This is a genomic window from Alkalihalobacillus pseudalcaliphilus (genome assembly GCF_028610675.1).
Lineage (GTDB): Bacteria > Bacillota > Bacilli > Bacillales > Bacillaceae_D > Alkalihalobacillus > Alkalihalobacillus pseudalcaliphilus.
In genome coordinates, this window is the sequence record NZ_JAQQWS010000001.1 from 1 (window position 1) to 16,760 (window position 16,760).

The following is a 16,760-nucleotide window of genomic DNA, read 5'->3' on the forward strand; positions in this document are numbered from 1 at the left end:
AATGGAACCGCCGTATACGGAACCGTACGTACGGTGGTGTGGGGGGTGGAGGTTAGTCGCCTCCTTCTATCCCGATTCAGAGAAAACGTCTAGCCGTCAATGCGGAGCAAATTAAAATACACAGCAATGAGTGGTAAAACGGACCACCAATGCGAAGTAAATCAAAATACGTAGCAATGAAACTAAAAAAAGAAGGGCCGATGCGGAGTAAATGAAAATATGCAGCAATGAAACCGGAAAAATGAAAGTAGGGTTTAGCTTTTAACTGGTGAACTTTATTCAATTTGGTTTTGTTCTTTTTCGTTTTAAAAGAAAGGTGTTAGATTGTTTTATTACTTGAAAATAGTACTAACCCAGCGGATCATGATTTTGGTAGCGGTGAGCAAAGCTCCGCATTTGAGCATCAGTATCAACTTTCCTATAAAACCACCAAAGATAGAAGTTCGTGCATTTTTAAGGTAAACTATAAAAAAGATGGTCTTCTACAAGGTGGGGTGTTTGGATATGAAGATAATAAGAAAGGCAACCGTCAAGCATGTATTAACAGCGAGCAAAAAAGAAACGTTGTTAGCCAATATTCTAGAAGATGAACAAAGTTGTAAAAGAGAGCTTGAACAGCTTGAATTTCAGTTACATAAAGCATTAAAGGATGTTAATCAAAAGCATGATCAAGCCGTAGTAAGGAAACGTTATAAGAAAGAGCTTGATAAAAGGAAAGAACGTCTCCATGCTCTTCATTTTAAAAAGCAACAGCTCCAAAAATTAGAGATAGGTTCAGAAATTCGCTCAGGCAGCATTGACACACTTATCGAATTTGAAGTAGGAGATAGGTGGTTAGACGAAAATGAAGAGCTCGAGGTTATTATAAAAGATGGAATAATAGCTGAATTTAGAGAAAGTAGGCAAGATATATGAGTGAATGGTTTAAAGTTGGTAAAATTGTCAATACCCATGGGGTCAAAGGAGAAGTACGAGTCATAGCCTCAACGGATTTTACAGAAGACCGCTTTGCTAGTGGACAAGAATTAATGGTTATTGACAAGGAAACAAAATCAGAAGTTAAAGTAAAGGTAACAGGTCATCGTAAGCATAAAAACTTTGATTTGCTCACATTTGATGGATATACTAATATCAATCATGTTGAACGCTTTAAAGGTGAATTTCTCTATGTTCATGAAGCATTTTTAGATGAACTTGATAAGTATGAGTATTATTATCATGAAATCATCGGTTGCCTTGTTAAGACCGAAGAGGGCCAAGAGCTTGGGAAAGTGCGGGAGATTTTAGAAACAGGAGCAAATGATGTGTGGATTGTGCAACGAATCGGACAAGGGAAGGATATATTGATTCCGTACATTGAACAAGTGGTCAAACAAGTTGACGTGGAAGCGAAAGTTATTACGATTCATGCGATGGAAGGTTTAATTGATGAAAATTGATATTTTAACTTTGTTTCCTGAAATGTTTCCTGGTGTATTTGGGTCCTCGATTTTAAAACATGCTCAAGAGAAAGAGTTAGTTTCGATTAATGTGGTTGATTTTCGAACCTATGCCGACAACAAACACCATAAAGTCGATGATTATCCGTACGGCGGGGGAGCAGGTATGGTGTTACGACCACAACCAATTTTTGATGCGGTAGCTGATTTAGAACATAACTCATCTGAAAAGCCAAGGGTTGTTCTTTTATGTCCACAAGGTAAAACATTTACTCAGAAAAAAGCAGAGGAATTAGCTCAAGAGAAACATTTGGTGTTCTTATGTGGTCATTATGAGGGGTATGATGAACGTATCCGTGAGCATCTGGTCACAGATGAGGTTTCGATTGGTGATTATGTCTTGACCGGTGGCGAAGTTGGGGCGATGGTATTAACCGATAGCATTGTAAGGTTATTACCTGGTGTCTTAGGAAATGCTGAATCAGCCGTCACCGACTCCTTCTCAACGGGATTGTTGGAACATCCTCATTATACGAGGCCAGCTGACTTTCGAGGCTTACAAGTTCCTAAAGTACTTTTATCTGGCCACCACCTCCATATTGAAGAATGGCGGTCAAAGGAAGCATTAAGAAGAACGTGGCAACGAAGACCGGATTTATTACAGAATCGCCCTTTAACAAAAGAAGAGCAATTATGGCTGAAGGAAATTGAGGAAGAAGCAAAGAAAGACTTGTGAGGGCGGTCTATTTATGTTAATATAATCTTTGTGGCATTTGCCCGGATTACGATGTTCCGCTGATTATGATTTGAGGATATTCAAGAGCATCTGTGTGGAAGGAGTGGAATTACATGAACAACATCATTCGTGAAATTACAAATGAACAACTACGTACTGATTTACCTGACTTCCGTCCTGGTGATACGTTAGTGATTCATGTTAAAGTTGTTGAGGGAACTCGTGAGCGTATTCAGTTATTTGAAGGCGTTGTAATCAAGCAACGTGGTACTGGTATCAGCGAAACTTTCACAGCTCGTAAAATTTCTTACGGTGTAGGCGTTGAACGTACATTCCCATTACATTCACCGAAGATCGCTAAGATCGACGTGAAGCGTCGCGGTAAAGTACGTCGTGCGAAACTTTACTACCTACGTGAATTACGCGGTAAAAAAGCGCGTATTAAAGAAATTCGTAGATAATAGCGGCAGAAATTTTGTATCTTTAACGATTAAAAGGACAGTGACCCATCTGGGAAACTGTCCTTTTTCAATAGGAATAAGAAACCTAAAAACAAATGAAAGACCGACTAATCACATTAGTCATCTACTACTAAATTGTGCTAAAATAAAGTAGGGTGGATATTCGTCAATTTGGAGGCTAAAAAATGGAGAAAGAGAATACAAGCAGTTCATGGGAATGGATAAAAGCAATTGTTATTGCATTAGCGTTAGCATTTTTAATTCGTTACTTTTTATTTGCCCCCATTGTTGTGGACGGAGAATCGATGTCACCGACTTTACATAACGGTGATCGAATGATCGTAAATAAAATTAGCTACACTCTTTTTGAGCCAGAGCGATTTGATATTGTTGTTTTCCATGCTCCTGGTGGGAAGGATTATATAAAAAGAGTGATTGGTCTTCCTGGAGATGAAATAGAATATCGTTCGGACACATTATATGTGAATGGTGAGCCGGTAGAAGAGAGATTTTTAGATGAATTAAAGGAAAACTATCAAGGTGAGACATTAACCAATAACTTTGAACTAGTTGATGTTACCAATGAATTTGTCGTACCAGAGGATCATCTATTCGTATTAGGTGATAACCGTAGACATAGTAAAGACAGTCGAGATATTGGCACGGTACCAACGGATAAAGTTATTGGAAAAGCTAGTGTGATATTTTGGCCAATAACAGAAGTAAGGGTAGCGAAATAGGAGCGAAGTTATGACAATACAATGGTTTCCTGGTCATATGGCCAAAGCAAGAAGAGAAGTAACGGAACAATTAAAAATGATCGACGTTGTGATTGAATTAGTAGATGCAAGAATTCCATTGTCATCAAGGAATCCGATGATCGATAAAATTGTGGAACATAAACCGCGATTAGTTTTATTAAACAAAGCAGATTTAGCCGATGAAGGACTAACGATGAAATGGAAGAGCTATTTCGAGGCGTTAGGTTATTCGGTTCTTATTATTAATTCTCAAAATGGTAAAGGGACAGAAAAGATTAGTGCTGCTTGTCAAAAGCTTGCCACACCGATGCTAGATAAAATGAAAGCAAAAGGGATGAAACCAAGAGCGATTCGAGCTATGATTTTGGGAATTCCTAATGTAGGGAAGTCAACGTTAATTAACCGACTTGCTTCAAAAAGAACGGCACAGGTTGGTGATCGTCCTGGAGTAACGAAAAGACAGCAATGGATAAAAGTAGGCAAGCAATTAGAATTATTGGATACACCAGGGATTTTATGGCCGAAATTTGAGGACCAAGATACTGGTTTTCGCCTAGCAGTAACAGGGGCGATAAAGGACGAGATATTGGATTTTCAGGATATTGCCTTGTTTGCGATTAAGTATTTAAAAGTCCACTACCCAGAGCGTTTACAGGAACGATATAAGTTAGAGGAGCTTTCTGAAGACAATGTCGAGATTTTTGATCAGATTGGACATAAAAGAGGCTTTAAGATGAGCGGTGGTTATATCGATTATGATAAAGTGGCAGAAACTCTTTTAAGAGAATTAAGAAGTGGGTTATTAGGTCGCTTAAGCTTTGAAAGGCCAGTTGGAGAGATTGAAACCGTTTAAAGGAATATTTCTTTAGACGGTTTTCTTTTGTTAATTAAAGCTTATAAAGGAAATGACGATATGAAAGGAAAGTGAAAAATGTCTGGGACCAAACGAACAATGAAAGAAATAGAAGAGCTATTATTCGAAAATGATAAACCGACAAATGAGTTACTGACGGAGCTTGCTTTGGATGAGCGTAAAGGCGTTCAAACGATGCTGAAACGTTACAAGAAACAGCTTGAAAAAGAGCAAGAGCTTTTACATATGCATAGCGAAATGACTCAATTTGAGCAGGCATTATATAAACAAAATCACCAATGGATTGCTGGTGTTGATGAAGTTGGAAGAGGTCCACTTGCAGGGCCGGTTGTCGCAGCCGCTGTTATATTACCTCAAGATTTTCAATTATTAGGTTTAACGGATTCAAAAAAACTTACAAAAGCAAAACGTGAAGAATTTGACGTTATTATCAAAAGAGAAGCCATTGCGTATAGTATTACCATGATTGACGCAACTGAAATTGATCAAATTAATATTTATGAGGCAACTAAAAAGGCGATGCTAGAATCGATCCTCAGTTTAACAACGAAACCTACGTATCTATTATTAGATGCAATGAAATTAGAGATTGACATCGAGCAGCAATCTTTGGTTAAAGGGGATTCTCGTAGTCTCTCTATCGCAGCTAGCTCCGTTATTGCAAAAGTTGCTCGAGATCATTATATGACAAAGCTTCATCAAGAATATCCCACATACCACTTTAATAATAATATGGGATACGGTACAGCAGGGCACCTCGAAGCAATAAAGGAACATGGAATTATTCATGAGCATCGCAAAAGTTTTAAACCTGTAATAGAATTAGCGGGGAAAGACAGGTCGAGTCAGACAACGCTATCTTAACTTCAATAACACGATATATTAAGAGGGTAAAGGGGGAAGTCAACGATGATATCTAAGCTATTTTCTGAACAGCATACGTTACGGTCCTCATCGCAAACGCAAGATTCTATGAATTTCAGGGAAGGTCACATGTTAAGAGGTCAAGTTCAGAAGTTATTCCCCCAGAATACTGCGTTACTATCCATGAACGGAAAAATGCTCACAGCAAAGTTAGAGCTTGGATTAGTTGTCGGACAGACCTACTGGTTTGAAGTAATAAGAAGTAAAGGCTTACCACGACTTAGACCGTTAACAGCTTCAAAGCAGGGGCAGGAGGGCAGTCCCGAAACATTAAGTAAATTAGGGTTACCAACTGACCAAAAAGGATTACAGCTCTTGCATGCGTTACAGGTGAAATCGATCCCTTTTACAAGGCAAAGCTTCATAGATGCACTCACACTCTTCCAAAGAAGTGAGTTGGGTAGCTCCTCATTAAATCAACTGGTACAAATGATGCAGCTAGGCTGGCCGTTATCAAAAGAAGGCTATCTAGCTTATCAGGAAAGACAAAACCCTCAGCAACTAATGACAATCATTGTTGAACTTTTAAGTCAATTAAAATCAGAAGGAACCGTCCATGCTCAAAGGTTAGAAACAGAACTTTTAAAATGGCTTTCAAATTTTCAACGTCATGAAAGTAAGTCGCCACTTGTTACTTTTATTCAGAGGATGTCCGAGGCTCGGACCGATGGTGACAGGCAAGTGCTCCAAAATGTGATGCAAAGGCTCTTGCCAAAGGGAGTTCATGTGGATGAAGTGATGCGTTTTCTAACAGCACGCTTAAGTGAAGACCATTTAGTACCGCTACCAAGTAAGCAAAGTGGACTTCGGAGTGTTGCTACCTTCTTTCAACAGCACCATTGGTCAGAACAGCAAAAAAATGATTGGGTTCAACATCAAATTTCGAAATTAATTTCGAAAGAGCTACCGATACATACGGTCATGCATACGGCCCTCTCAGCGGCTGAGAATAAAGTAGTGAAGCAAGTGATTACAGAAAGTTGGTCAAGTCTTTTGAAAAGGACGACTCAACAGCCAGCCCTTGCAACGCATTTACAAAGTGTGCTCCAACGAATAGGTTTGCAGCATGAAAATGGGCTAATTCATATGGATAGAATGGTACAAGTGGAGCAAAGCTCGTCATTAAAATCGATATTACTTCAAGCGCAACTAGAACCCGTTAATCGCCAAATTCAAGGAATGCTTTCAACGCTTCTTTCACATATTACTGGGACACAGATCCTAGCTTCACTTGAACAGCAAGAAGGTTTTTTTCAGCAATTACTCGTTCATTATCCACTAGTTATCGGTGGACAGACATTTTATGCCGATATTCAATGGCAAGGGAAAACAGACGTGAATGGGAATATTGATCCAAATCATTGTCGGATTTTATTTTATCTGAATCTTAAAGGGCTTGCAGAGACCATTGTTGATGTAAAAATACAGAAGAAAAAATTGGGTATGACTCTATACAATGAACAGCCTAAACCATCCGTTTTATTGGAAATGTTTATGCCGGTTTTAAAGGAACGGTTAATAGAGTTAGGTTATGAGTTAATCTCGTTACAATGGAAACAAGAGGCAAAAGCGGAACAAAAGCTAATTACCTCTAGCCGTCAAGTGTATCAAGGCTATTCACATTACCAAGGAGTCGATATTCGCATATGAAGACCAATGAATCTTTTAAAAAAGCGGTGGCACTTAAATATCTCCAGGGGAAAGAGCAAGTGCCACGTGTAAGTGCAAAAGGGCGTGGTTTCGTTGCAGAAGAAATTGTGAAGAGAGCAGAAGAACACCAAATCCCTATTCAAGAAGATCCGAGCTTAGTGCAATTACTGGCAGAACTTGAGCTTAATCAAACGATCCCCGAAGAACTATATCAAGTTGTCGCCGAAGTATTTGCCTTTATTTACTTAGTGGATAAAAGTTATCAAGAAATATCTAAAAGTTAGATGTGGTTGGTATGGTTTTATATGAAAGTTAGTGCTTATGCTCATGTATGTTGACCTTTCGGTCTTTGTTTTTGGACCGTTAGCCAAGCGAGCTTGGCTAACGGACCAAAAACACTTGGAAATTGATATTAGAAGCTATCCTGATGGGTTACTCTCTCTTTTTTGTTGGTTGTGGCTGTTTGTGCGGTGCGCTGAATCTTTTTGGAAAGCTCGTGCGTAGCTATCTTTCAAAAAGTGGTTGGGCTACGGCCAAAAATGAGCATCCTCAAAACCAAATTGAATGAAGTTCCACCAGTTAAAGAGCCAAATACTACTTTCATGTTTGTTGGTGGCGGAGCTGGTTTTGGCTCCGCCATGGGCATTTTGTAAGAAAGTGTTTAGTTTTGGTTTGTTTACTTCTCATACAAATCAAAATGCATTCTTAGTGAGAATACGTTACAAGCAAAATTAATTACTATGTTCCTCTTTTTTATTGCACTCTGTGCCCGTTTTCTTATATGATTTATTTACGTAATAAAAATGCACGGGATTTTGAGGATGAGGATATTGAATAAAAACTATCATGCAAAACTTTGATAGTTTTTTTTATATTAGAGGAGATGGGTACGAATAAGCTTTGAATGGGGCAAGTTAGTAATGAAAGCTTAATGGTTAAGTTCTTTCTATGATATTGAGCATGCAGAACATGATTTATTACTTTATAATAGTGATAAATTCGGAGACTTCAGTGTTTTGCAGTGGCAGAGACGAAAATGTAAATAAAAAGCGTTTAAAGACAACAAGAAGATATCAATCACAGGGAGCAGTAGTAGATAAAAGAACAAGTAAGTATCAGCCAGAGTGGGTAGTGGTATATAATCGATGCAAAGCAAGTATTACTCCACCACCAACAAATATGAAAGTGCAGTTTCATCTTTAACTGGTGGCTTTTCATTCAATTTGAATTTGTTCATTTTCATTTTAAAAGAATGACGTTAGGTTGTTTTGTGAACTTGAGAATTAGTAGTAACCCAGCGGAGCATAATTTTCGGTAGCGACGTGCAACGCTCCATGTTCGCACTTACTTTCATACAAAACCAGTCAAAAAGATAAAAATCCAATCATTCACATTCTGAGGAGGGCAATATGAATATTGAAAAAATAGAAGAAAGGGGTTTTCGAGTAGGTGTTCCAATTCCTTTTCCAATGAGATATATGTATAGCTATTTATTAAAGGATTATGAGCATTATGTCTTAATCGATGTGGGGCTAAATAACAAAGAGGCGAAAGACTATTGGTTAGCTGTATTCGCCGAACTTCAGATCGAACCTACCATGATTAAAACGATCTACCTAACCCATTTTCATCCCGATCACTCTGGATTAGCTGGTTGGATGCAAGAATTAACAGGTGCAGAGCTATTTATGCATGAAATAGATAAGAAAATGCTTGAACAAGTTTTCGCAACAGATTCTAATCAGTCGGCACTTTTAAAAGATATGTTTGTAAACTATGGGGTCCCAAATCAATTAAGTGAAGATATTCAAGCGCATATGGACCAATTGGCTAAATATGTTCAACCACTACCAAAAATCCAATGCATTCGTGAAAAAATTGTGATCAACGGACAGAGTTGGGAGGTCATTCATTCTCCTGGACATAGTGATGGCCATATATGTCTTTATCAGCGTGATGATCGTCTTATGATCGTTGGAGACCATTTGCTCGATAAAATTACCCCTAATATAAGCGTATGGCCCCATGCAAGCCAAAAGCCATTGCATGAGTATATGGAATCACTATATAAAATCAAAAAATTGGAAGTAGAGCTTATTTTATCCGCACATGGTTCTCTGATTACCGATCATAAGCTTCGGGCAGATGAAATTATTAGACACCATCAAAAGAGATTGGCAAAAATAGAGCAATTGTCATATGGGCAAACAGCGTACCAAATAGCAGAGCAGCTCTTTGCACATAAAAAGCTAACGGCCCATCAATGGAGATTTGCTATTGCAGAGACCATTGCCCATATTGTGTATTTAGTAGATGAAAATAGACTCATTCAATCAAAAGCAACACCTCATATATACAGAATGAACCAATGAGAAGTACCATACATTTTGGTAGAATGAGAGATGAAATTTTTACTCGCCACTTAAATTACCATGCGATACCTTGTTTTCCCCTTTCATTTTTTATACGTATGTAGGAACCATGAACGAATTAACGTTGATGGTTTTTTTATTGTGAAAATTATATCCAACTATCTTGACGTTTATTTTCCGAGTTAAGAGGGAATTTTAATTGAAGCAATTAGTAAAAAAGTACTTCATAAAAGCTAGAAAGGAAGGATGAAATGTCAATTCTTCATTTGGCTACACTTAGCCCCTTTATCATTGCCCTTACCATTCCATTTATTTATTCTTTTACGAAGAAGCGACATATTGGTTGGTACATTTTACTTGTACCAATCGTGTTATTTATATTTTTCTCACAATACATACCTCAATTAAGTCAAGGCATAACCATTTTGTCTGAAGTACAATGGATACCTTCACTCGATTTTCATTTCTCCATTTATTTAGATGGATTGGCCTTACTTTTTGTATTACTGATTACGGGTATCGGTGCATTAGTTGTTTTTTATTCGATCTTTTACTTAGATAAAAATAAAGAAAACCTCCATCAATTTTACACGTACTTATTAATGTTTATGGGAGCAATGCTTGGGATTGTTTTATCCGATAACTTAATTGTTCTCTATGTTTTCTGGGAGTTAACAAGTTTGGCATCTGCTTTATTAATTAGCTTTTGGTATCAACGCGATCAATCGATTTTTGGAGCTAGAAAATCGATGCTCATCACTGTTTTTGGTGGGTTTGCGATGATGGCTGGTTTCATCTTGCTTTACCTTGAGGCGAATACATTTAGTATTCAATCGTTAATCGGTCAAGCTGATACATTAGTAGCTAGTCCGCTATTTATTCCGGCAATGATCCTCGTATTATTAGGAGCTTTTACAAAATCCGCTCAATTCCCTTTCCATATTTGGTTACCAGATGCCATGGAAGCGCCTACCCCTGTAAGTGCCTATTTACATTCAGCAACGATGGTTAAAGCCGGTATATATCTTGTTGCAAGGTTAACACCTGTGTTTGGTGTTGCAACTAGTTGGGTTTGGATTTTGATGATTGTAGGGCTTGTTACGCTAACCTGGGGTGCCCTATGTGCTTTAAGGCAATATGATTTAAAAGGAATTTTAGCTTATTCAACGATTAGTCAGCTCGGCCTCATTATGATGTTGTTTGGAATTGGCTCTTATTCGATGAATGTTAGAACGTTTGATGAAGTGAATTTGTATGCAACCTCTATGACAGCAGCTGTCATTCACTTAATTAACCATGCTACTTTTAAAGGAAGTTTATTTATGACAGCTGGAATTGTTGATCATGAAACCGGTACACGCGATATTCGAAAATTAGGTGGCTTATTGTCAATTATGCCAGTCACTTTTACTATATCGCTTATTGGTTTGGCCGCTATGGCAGGAATTCCTCCATTTAATGGATTTTTAAGTAAGGAGAAGTTTTTTACGAGTCTCTTAACGATTAGTGAAATGCCTATACATGATAGCTTAGGCATTATGATTCCACTAATTGCTTGGCTAGCGAGTATCATCACGTTCGTATATTGTGCGATTATGCTGTTTCGAACATTTACAGGGAAATTTGAGCCGAGTAACTATTCAGTAAAGGTTCATGAAGCCCCAATAGGTATGCTGATTAGTCCGATTATTTTAGGGATATTAGTTGTTGTGTTAGGCGTTTTTCCGAATCTATTAGTTCCTTATATCATCGAGCCGACCGTTGCTAGCATTTTGCCGGCAGTTGACCGAGAAGCGGTGAATATTGAGTTGAGTCTCTGGCATGGCTTTGAACTTGAATTATTTATGTCGATTGGTGTTATTTTGATTGGTACATTTTTATTTATAAAGTTTCCGTCAATAAAAAAGAAGAGCTGCTGGTTAAGTCGAGAACGAGAGTCATTACATCGTGTTTATGAAGAAGGAATTATTGGATTAGATCGTTCGGCGAAATGGATGACGAAGAAACAAATAACTGGAAGCTTAAGAGACTACATGGCTTATATGCTTATCTTTATCATTGGTATTGTTGCGTATGCGTTTATACGTTCAAATAGTTTGGCTATGAGTATGGAGGGTATGAGCCCTATAGAACCTTATACGATAGGCTTAATCGCTTTACTCGTATTTAGTACTTTAACAATGCCGTTTATGAAAAACCGAATAACCTTACTCATTAATTTAGGTGTCATAGGTTTAGTTTTATCATTACTATTTACTTTATTTAGTGCACAAGATTTGGCACTTACTCAGTTACTTGTTGAAACGGTAACGATTATTTTACTGTTGCTAACATTTAAATATTTACCTGCTTTTAAAACGGAAAAGCGCTCCAAAACAAAAAAGAGTGTCAATATCATTTTATCTATATGTGTTGGAGTCGGTGTGTTTTTACTCGGAGTGAGTGCCATTTTATTTAATGGCGATCATGATTTTACTCCAGTCTCTCAGTATTATATTGAAAACTCCTATGAGCTCGGTGGCGGTACGAATATCGTCAATGTTATTCTTGTAGATTTCCGTGCTCTAGACACATTACTTGAGGTTCTAGTGCTTGGTATTGTAGGGTTAGCGATTATTACGATGGTTAAGCATCGGATGGGAAGGAGGGAAGATGTATGAAGTTTTCAAGGACACATGATGTCATGTATCGAGTATTATTAACGATTGTCATATACATCTTATTCTCCTACTCCTTTTATTTATTTTTTGCCGGGCATAATGAACCCGGTGGTGGTTTTATAGGGGGCTTAATGGCTGGACTTTCACTGATGTTAGTGTATTTATTTTTTGGTCAAAGCAAAGGAAAGGCATTGATGAAAGTAACTTATCCTATTCTTATATCATTAGGTTTACTACTTTCCATTGGAGTCGGCATGACTGGTGTTTTTGTAGGGGATGCCTTCTTTACACAATACTTTGATTACTTTGACTTGCCATTTCTAGGTGAAGTGGAGTTAACAACAGCTGTTCCTTTTGATTTAGGAATATTTTTAGGTGTTATCGGAATGGCGATGGCAGCGACAGTAACGATTGCGGAGGATGAGAGCTAATGGAACTAATCATGTTAATAGCAATCGCTGTCTTATGTGCAATAGGTACGTATTTTTTATTAACACGGAGCTTAATAAGGGTAGCGATTGGCACTATTTTAATATCACACGGTGTACATTTACTTTTTTTCACATTGGCGGGATTAAGAGAAGGGTATCCACCACTCGTCCATATTAGTGGTGAGCAGGCAACCGATCCACTACCACAAGCATTAGTATTAACGGCGATTGTCATTGGATTTGGTATTATTGCCTTCCTCATTATTCTTGCTTATCGAATTTATGAGGAACACGGAACGGAAGACCTCGAGCAATTAAGAGGTGAAAATCATGAATAATTTAGTCATGCTCCCGATTATTATTCCTTTTATAGTCGGTGCTCTTCTGATTATGTTTGCAAAGCACTATTATGTGCAAAGAGTGATTAGTAGTCTAACGGTCATTGTATTGTTTGCCTTTTCTATTTATTTGGCACTTGATGTATACGAAAATGGAATGGCCATTTTAGCAGTGGGCGGATGGCAAGCACCGTTTGGCATTGTTTTAGTAGGGGATATGTTTGCAACGATGATGGTTGTATTAGCGACATTGGTTGCATTAGTATGCTTATTCTTCTCTTTTCCAACGATGCATTTTGAAAGAGAACGATATTATTTTTATCCTTTTTTCTTTTTCTTACTAACTGGTGTAAATGGAGCCTTTTTAACCGGGGATTTATTTAATCTTTTTGTATTTCTTGAGGTGATGCTTTTATCGTCTTACGCTTTAATGGTGATGGGAGGAAGCAAGTTTCAGTTACGTGAAACATTTAAATATGCCGTTATTAATGTATTCTCCTCCATGATCCTATTAGCAGCTATCGCGTATGTGTATGGGATTGCAGGTACGGTAAATATGGCCCATCTAGCAGAGCGTGTTAGCAGTTTAGAACAAAATGGACCTTTGCTTGTTGTGGCGATTTTATTCTTTATTGCTTTTGCGATAAAAGGAGCGTTATTTCCTTTATACTTTTGGCTGCCACGCTCTTATTACGGTCCTCCAGCAGCGATTACGGCCTTGTTTGGAGGGTTATTAACAAAAGTAGGGGTATATGCGATTATTCGAGTATTTTCCCTTATTTTCAACCATGATATTGCTTTTACACACCAAACATTAATGCTGATATTAGCAGGCTTTACGATGTTACTTGGGGTTTTAGGGGCTGTTGCTCAATTTAATTTCAAAAAAATATTAGCCTTTCACATTATTAGCCAAATAGGTTATATGATTATGGGTCTTGGCATTTTTACGATAACAGCTTTAGCGGGAGCTATTTTCTTTTTAGCACATAATATTATTGTGAAAACAGGACTTATCTTGTATGCAGGTGCAACCGAAAAAATAACCGGCACAAATGATTTGAGTAAAATGGGAGGTTTGTTAAAAACACATCCAATATTAGCGTGGTCATTCCTCGTAATGGGTTTATCCATTGCAGGAATTCCGCCTTTGAGTGGTTTTATCGGTAAATACCCGTTACTATTTGCTTCGTTTGAAGAAGGTCATTATCTCCTAGCAATCCTAGCGTTATTTGTGGGACTCTTAACTTTATTCTCAATGCTAAAGATTTTTATGAATGTCTTTTGGGGAAAACAAAAGCATTCGCAAGAGCAGGCGAACACATCTATTTTCTCAACGATGGCACCGATTTTTCTATTATTAATTCTTACGGTCTTATTAGGTTTAGCAGCTGAGCCATTCTATCACTATGCGATATTGATGGCTACTGAATTACTTGATCCATCTGTTTATATAGATGCAGTGTTGAAGGAGTAGATATCATGTTATTTCAAATTTTTATGACGATCGTAATTACGGTAACATGGATGTTGTTTCAAAATAGCTTTACCATTGTTGACTTAGGTCTTGGTTATGCGGTTAGTATCGGGATTGTATTCTTCTTTATTAGCTTGAAAGGTGAGCGCTTTTATTTAGGAAGGGTCTGGGCTGCTTTTGTGTTTATTGCTGTGTTCTTAAGAGAACTCGTTGTTGCTAACTTACATGTTGCTAAAATTGTTATCAGTCCAAAAATTGATATAGAACCAGGTATTATTGCGATACCAACAAAACTCCAATCAGAAACAGAAAAAACATTACTTGCAGCATCATTAACGTTAACGCCAGGCTCTTTATCGATGGAGTTTTCTGAAGATGGAAAAACTTTATTTGTTCATTTCTTGGAGGCTGGAGACCGTGAAGAGCGGATACGTTTCATTTTAGATACCTTCGAAAAACGAATTTTGGAGGTGACAAGGGACTATGTTTAATACGATTATCATCACGGTATTATTCATATTATCTATTTCCATTATTCTTAGTAGTATTCGAGTTTTTATTGGACCAACTCTTTCAGATCGAATTGTTGCACTTGATACAATCGGGCTACTTCTCATTAGTTTTGTAGCAATGCTTATGATGGTACAAGATACGAATGCTTACACGGATGTCATTATTGTGGTTGCGATTATTGCTTTTGTCGGCTCCGTATCCATTGCGTTATTCCTTGAGAGGGGTGATTTATTTGAGCGTGATTGAATGGGTTATTTCCATATTGGTTGTAATAGGAGGTATATTTAGTATCATTGCTGCACTTGGGATTTTACGGTTACCAGATGTTTATTCGCGCTTACATGCAACCGGTAAAAGCTCGGTTACGGCTTCTTTGCTCATTTTGATAGCTACGTTCATTTATTTTCAGTATGAACATGGACTATTCTTAGGCAAGATCTTATTAGGTATAATATTGATCGTTATTACGGTACCTATTGCGGTCTTTATCATTGCTCGTTCATCTTATCGCTTGAATTCACCGTTGTCTGATAAAACGATTAGAGATGAGCTCAAGCCTTATTATGAAGAGTTGAAAGAGCGAGATAAAAAAGAATCTACTTAAGACGAACCATTCCTCATCATATTTATGAGGGATGGTTTTATTTATTATTGTAAAAAAATAATTATCGCTGCATCTTACATGGAGTTATCGATACTTGTTTTATAAAAAAAGTAAAAATACATAAAAAAATTAAAGTAAGCGGTTACGGAAAGAAATTTGGAGAAAGATTATAACGGTGGGGGTTATAAGCTTCTGATAATATAAATATTCTTACAATAGAAAAGAATTTGTCGATTTATTGAATAAAATCCTCCACAAATAATTCTAATAATGCTAAAATAAATATGGTTCTAATCAATCGGGCAAATAATGATTGAGGTTGAAACAATTTAAGTTACCGATAGGAGGCTGGAGAGAATGAATATCCATGAATATCAAGGGAAAGAGCTCCTTCGTCAATATGGAGTAGCTGTTCCGAATGGTAAAGTGGCATTTTCTGTAGAAGAAGCTGTAGAGGCTGCTAAAGAGTTAGGCTCACAAGTTAATGTAGTAAAAGCTCAAATCCATGCAGGTGGGCGTGGAAAAGCTGGTGGTGTAAAAGTAGCCAAAAATCTTGAAGAAGTTCGTACATATGCGAGTGAGATTTTAGGTAAAACGTTAGTTACTCATCAAACGGGTCCTGAAGGTAAAGAAGTAAAGCGCTTACTTGTTGAAGAAGGCTGCGATATTCAAAAAGAATATTATATTGGATTAGTATTAGATCGTGCAACTTCTCGAATTGTGTTAATGGCATCAGAAGAAGGTGGTACGGAGATTGAGGAAGTAGCAGAAGCAACTCCTGAGAAGATCTTTAAAGAAATTATTGATCCTGCTGTAGGCTTACAAGGTTTCCAAGCAAGAAGAATTGCTTTTAATATTAATATTCAAAAAGAATTAATTGGTCAAGCTGTTAAATTTATGATGGGCTTATACCAAGTATTTGTTGAAAAAGATGCATCCATAGCAGAAATCAATCCATTGGTAACAACGGGTGATGGTAAAGTTATGGCACTTGATGCGAAATTTAACTTTGATTCAAATGCCCTTTATCGTCAAAAGAATGTTCTAGCATTCCGTGATTTAGAAGAAGAGGATGAAAAAGAGATCGAAGCGTCTAAATACGATTTAAGCTACATCGCATTAGATGGAAATATTGGTTGTATGGTTAATGGGGCTGGACTTGCAATGGCAACGATGGATATCATTAAACATTACAATGGTGACCCTGCGAACTTCCTAGATGTTGGGGGCGGTGCAACAGCTGAGAAGGTAACAGAAGCATTCAAAATAATCTTATCTGATGACAAGGTTAAAGGGATTTTCGTTAATATCTTCGGTGGTATCATGAAATGTGACATCATTGCAGAAGGAGTAGTTGAAGCAACGAAACAAGTCGGTTTAGAGATTCCTTTAGTTGTTCGTTTAGAAGGAACAAATGTTGAATTAGGTAAGAAGATTTTAAGTGAGTCTGGCTTAAATATCACGGCTGCTGATTCAATGGCAGACGGTGCACAAAAAATCGTATCTCTAGTGAAATAGAA

At 37.5% G+C, this 16,760-nt stretch carries 18 protein-coding genes; all 18 read left to right on the plus strand.

The genetic code is table 11. The features are described 5' to 3' along the window. Nucleotides 1–504: 504 nt before the first annotated feature. The 18 genes from PQ479_RS00005 (at nucleotide 505) to sucC (ending at nucleotide 16,758) form a co-directional block, all read left to right on the plus strand. Nucleotides 505–915, plus strand: coding sequence for a YlqD family protein (locus PQ479_RS00005; RefSeq protein WP_047988014.1), 411 nt, complete (start codon nucleotides 505–507; stop codon nucleotides 913–915). After that, nucleotides 912–1,439: a ribosome maturation factor RimM gene (gene rimM / locus PQ479_RS00010; RefSeq protein ID WP_047987847.1), complete on the plus strand. Its 528-nt coding sequence runs from the start codon at nucleotides 912–914 to the stop codon at nucleotides 1,437–1,439. Before PQ479_RS00005 ends, rimM begins: the two co-directional genes overlap by 4 nt. Further along, a complete protein-coding gene (gene trmD / locus PQ479_RS00015; protein WP_047987848.1) occupies nucleotides 1,429–2,175 on the plus strand; it encodes a tRNA (guanosine(37)-N1)-methyltransferase TrmD in 747 nt (248 codons plus the stop codon). The genes rimM and trmD overlap by 11 nt, the downstream gene beginning before the upstream one ends. A gap of 113 nt (nucleotides 2,176–2,288) precedes the next feature. Continuing rightward, nucleotides 2,289–2,636, plus strand: a complete 348-nt coding sequence (gene rplS, locus PQ479_RS00020; protein ID WP_047987849.1) for a 50S ribosomal protein L19 — start codon at nucleotides 2,289–2,291, stop codon at nucleotides 2,634–2,636. Nucleotides 2,637–2,821: 185 nt separating this feature from the next. Further along, the gene (gene lepB, locus PQ479_RS00025) at nucleotides 2,822–3,376 is read left to right on the plus strand and encodes a signal peptidase I (protein WP_047987850.1); all 555 of its coding nucleotides are present in this window, start codon (nucleotides 2,822–2,824) and stop codon (nucleotides 3,374–3,376) included. Nucleotides 3,377–3,386: 10 nt separating this feature from the next. Next, nucleotides 3,387–4,250: a ribosome biogenesis GTPase YlqF gene (gene ylqF / locus PQ479_RS00030; protein WP_047987851.1), complete on the plus strand. Its 864-nt coding sequence runs from the start codon at nucleotides 3,387–3,389 to the stop codon at nucleotides 4,248–4,250. A 78-nt stretch (nucleotides 4,251–4,328) separates the two neighbouring features. Continuing rightward, entirely contained in the window at nucleotides 4,329–5,135 is an 807-nt protein-coding gene (locus PQ479_RS00035; protein ID WP_047987852.1) for a ribonuclease HII, read from the plus strand. 45 nt (nucleotides 5,136–5,180) lie between these two features. Beyond that, complete coding sequence (locus PQ479_RS00040) at nucleotides 5,181–6,845, plus strand: hypothetical protein (protein ID WP_047987853.1); 1,665 nt, start codon at nucleotides 5,181–5,183, stop codon at nucleotides 6,843–6,845. Next, nucleotides 6,842–7,129, plus strand: a complete 288-nt coding sequence (locus PQ479_RS00045) for an EscU/YscU/HrcU family type III secretion system export apparatus switch protein (RefSeq protein WP_047987854.1) — start codon at nucleotides 6,842–6,844, stop codon at nucleotides 7,127–7,129. Before PQ479_RS00040 ends, PQ479_RS00045 begins: the two co-directional genes overlap by 4 nt. Before the next feature lie 1,125 nt (nucleotides 7,130–8,254). Next, nucleotides 8,255–9,217, plus strand: coding sequence for an MBL fold metallo-hydrolase (locus PQ479_RS00050; protein WP_047987855.1), 963 nt, complete (start codon nucleotides 8,255–8,257; stop codon nucleotides 9,215–9,217). A gap of 251 nt (nucleotides 9,218–9,468) precedes the next feature. Continuing rightward, a complete protein-coding gene (locus tag PQ479_RS00055) occupies nucleotides 9,469–11,877 on the plus strand; it encodes a Na+/H+ antiporter subunit A (RefSeq protein ID WP_047987856.1) in 2,409 nt (802 codons plus the stop codon). After that, nucleotides 11,874–12,308 carry an MnhB domain-containing protein gene (locus PQ479_RS00060; RefSeq protein ID WP_047987857.1) on the plus strand — a complete coding sequence of 145 codons (435 nt, stop codon included), beginning with the start codon at nucleotides 11,874–11,876 and terminating at the stop codon, nucleotides 12,306–12,308. The genes PQ479_RS00055 and PQ479_RS00060 overlap by 4 nt, the downstream gene beginning before the upstream one ends. Further along, entirely contained in the window at nucleotides 12,308–12,646 is a 339-nt protein-coding gene (locus PQ479_RS00065; protein ID WP_047987858.1) for a Na(+)/H(+) antiporter subunit C, read from the plus strand. The genes PQ479_RS00060 and PQ479_RS00065 overlap by 1 nt, the downstream gene beginning before the upstream one ends. Continuing rightward, the gene (locus tag PQ479_RS00070; protein WP_047987859.1) at nucleotides 12,639–14,123 is read left to right on the plus strand and encodes a Na+/H+ antiporter subunit D; all 1,485 of its coding nucleotides are present in this window, start codon (nucleotides 12,639–12,641) and stop codon (nucleotides 14,121–14,123) included. The genes PQ479_RS00065 and PQ479_RS00070 overlap by 8 nt, the downstream gene beginning before the upstream one ends. 5 nt (nucleotides 14,124–14,128) lie before the next feature. Beyond that, the gene (locus PQ479_RS00075) at nucleotides 14,129–14,614 is read left to right on the plus strand and encodes a Na+/H+ antiporter subunit E (protein ID WP_047987860.1); all 486 of its coding nucleotides are present in this window, start codon (nucleotides 14,129–14,131) and stop codon (nucleotides 14,612–14,614) included. Continuing rightward, nucleotides 14,607–14,882, plus strand: coding sequence for a Na(+)/H(+) antiporter subunit F1 (locus tag PQ479_RS00080; RefSeq protein ID WP_047987861.1), 276 nt, complete (start codon nucleotides 14,607–14,609; stop codon nucleotides 14,880–14,882). The genes PQ479_RS00075 and PQ479_RS00080 overlap by 8 nt, the downstream gene beginning before the upstream one ends. Next, nucleotides 14,875–15,240 carry a monovalent cation/H(+) antiporter subunit G gene (mnhG, locus tag PQ479_RS00085; protein WP_273716838.1) on the plus strand — a complete coding sequence of 122 codons (366 nt, stop codon included), beginning with the start codon at nucleotides 14,875–14,877 and terminating at the stop codon, nucleotides 15,238–15,240. The genes PQ479_RS00080 and mnhG overlap by 8 nt, the downstream gene beginning before the upstream one ends. Before the next feature lie 357 nt (nucleotides 15,241–15,597). Continuing rightward, the gene (gene sucC, locus PQ479_RS00090; protein ID WP_047987863.1) at nucleotides 15,598–16,758 is read left to right on the plus strand and encodes an ADP-forming succinate--CoA ligase subunit beta; all 1,161 of its coding nucleotides are present in this window, start codon (nucleotides 15,598–15,600) and stop codon (nucleotides 16,756–16,758) included. Nucleotides 16,759–16,760 lie beyond the last annotated feature (2 nt).

What these genes read in the sequence shown, in the direction of transcription:
- PQ479_RS00005 (WP_047988014.1), top strand. Translation starts at nt 505, where the DNA reads ATGAAGATAATAAGAAAGGCAACCGTCAAGCATGTATTAACAGCGAGC.
- rimM (WP_047987847.1), top strand. Translation starts at nt 912, where the DNA reads ATGAGTGAATGGTTTAAAGTTGGTAAAATTGTCAATACCCATGGGGTC.
- trmD (WP_047987848.1), top strand. Translation starts at nt 1,429, where the DNA reads ATGAAAATTGATATTTTAACTTTGTTTCCTGAAATGTTTCCTGGTGTA.
- rplS (WP_047987849.1), top strand. Translation starts at nt 2,289, where the DNA reads ATGAACAACATCATTCGTGAAATTACAAATGAACAACTACGTACTGAT.
- lepB (WP_047987850.1), top strand. Translation starts at nt 2,822, where the DNA reads ATGGAGAAAGAGAATACAAGCAGTTCATGGGAATGGATAAAAGCAATT.
- ylqF (WP_047987851.1), top strand. Translation starts at nt 3,387, where the DNA reads ATGACAATACAATGGTTTCCTGGTCATATGGCCAAAGCAAGAAGAGAA.
- PQ479_RS00035 (WP_047987852.1), top strand. Translation starts at nt 4,329, where the DNA reads ATGTCTGGGACCAAACGAACAATGAAAGAAATAGAAGAGCTATTATTC.
- PQ479_RS00040 (WP_047987853.1), top strand. Translation starts at nt 5,181, where the DNA reads ATGATATCTAAGCTATTTTCTGAACAGCATACGTTACGGTCCTCATCG.
- PQ479_RS00045 (WP_047987854.1), top strand. Translation starts at nt 6,842, where the DNA reads ATGAAGACCAATGAATCTTTTAAAAAAGCGGTGGCACTTAAATATCTC.
- PQ479_RS00050 (WP_047987855.1), top strand. Translation starts at nt 8,255, where the DNA reads ATGAATATTGAAAAAATAGAAGAAAGGGGTTTTCGAGTAGGTGTTCCA.
- PQ479_RS00055 (WP_047987856.1), top strand. Translation starts at nt 9,469, where the DNA reads ATGTCAATTCTTCATTTGGCTACACTTAGCCCCTTTATCATTGCCCTT.
- PQ479_RS00060 (WP_047987857.1), top strand. Translation starts at nt 11,874, where the DNA reads ATGAAGTTTTCAAGGACACATGATGTCATGTATCGAGTATTATTAACG.
- PQ479_RS00065 (WP_047987858.1), top strand. Translation starts at nt 12,308, where the DNA reads ATGGAACTAATCATGTTAATAGCAATCGCTGTCTTATGTGCAATAGGT.
- PQ479_RS00070 (WP_047987859.1), top strand. Translation starts at nt 12,639, where the DNA reads ATGAATAATTTAGTCATGCTCCCGATTATTATTCCTTTTATAGTCGGT.
- PQ479_RS00075 (WP_047987860.1), top strand. Translation starts at nt 14,129, where the DNA reads ATGTTATTTCAAATTTTTATGACGATCGTAATTACGGTAACATGGATG.
- PQ479_RS00080 (WP_047987861.1), top strand. Translation starts at nt 14,607, where the DNA reads ATGTTTAATACGATTATCATCACGGTATTATTCATATTATCTATTTCC.
- sucC (WP_047987863.1), top strand. Translation starts at nt 15,598, where the DNA reads ATGAATATCCATGAATATCAAGGGAAAGAGCTCCTTCGTCAATATGGA.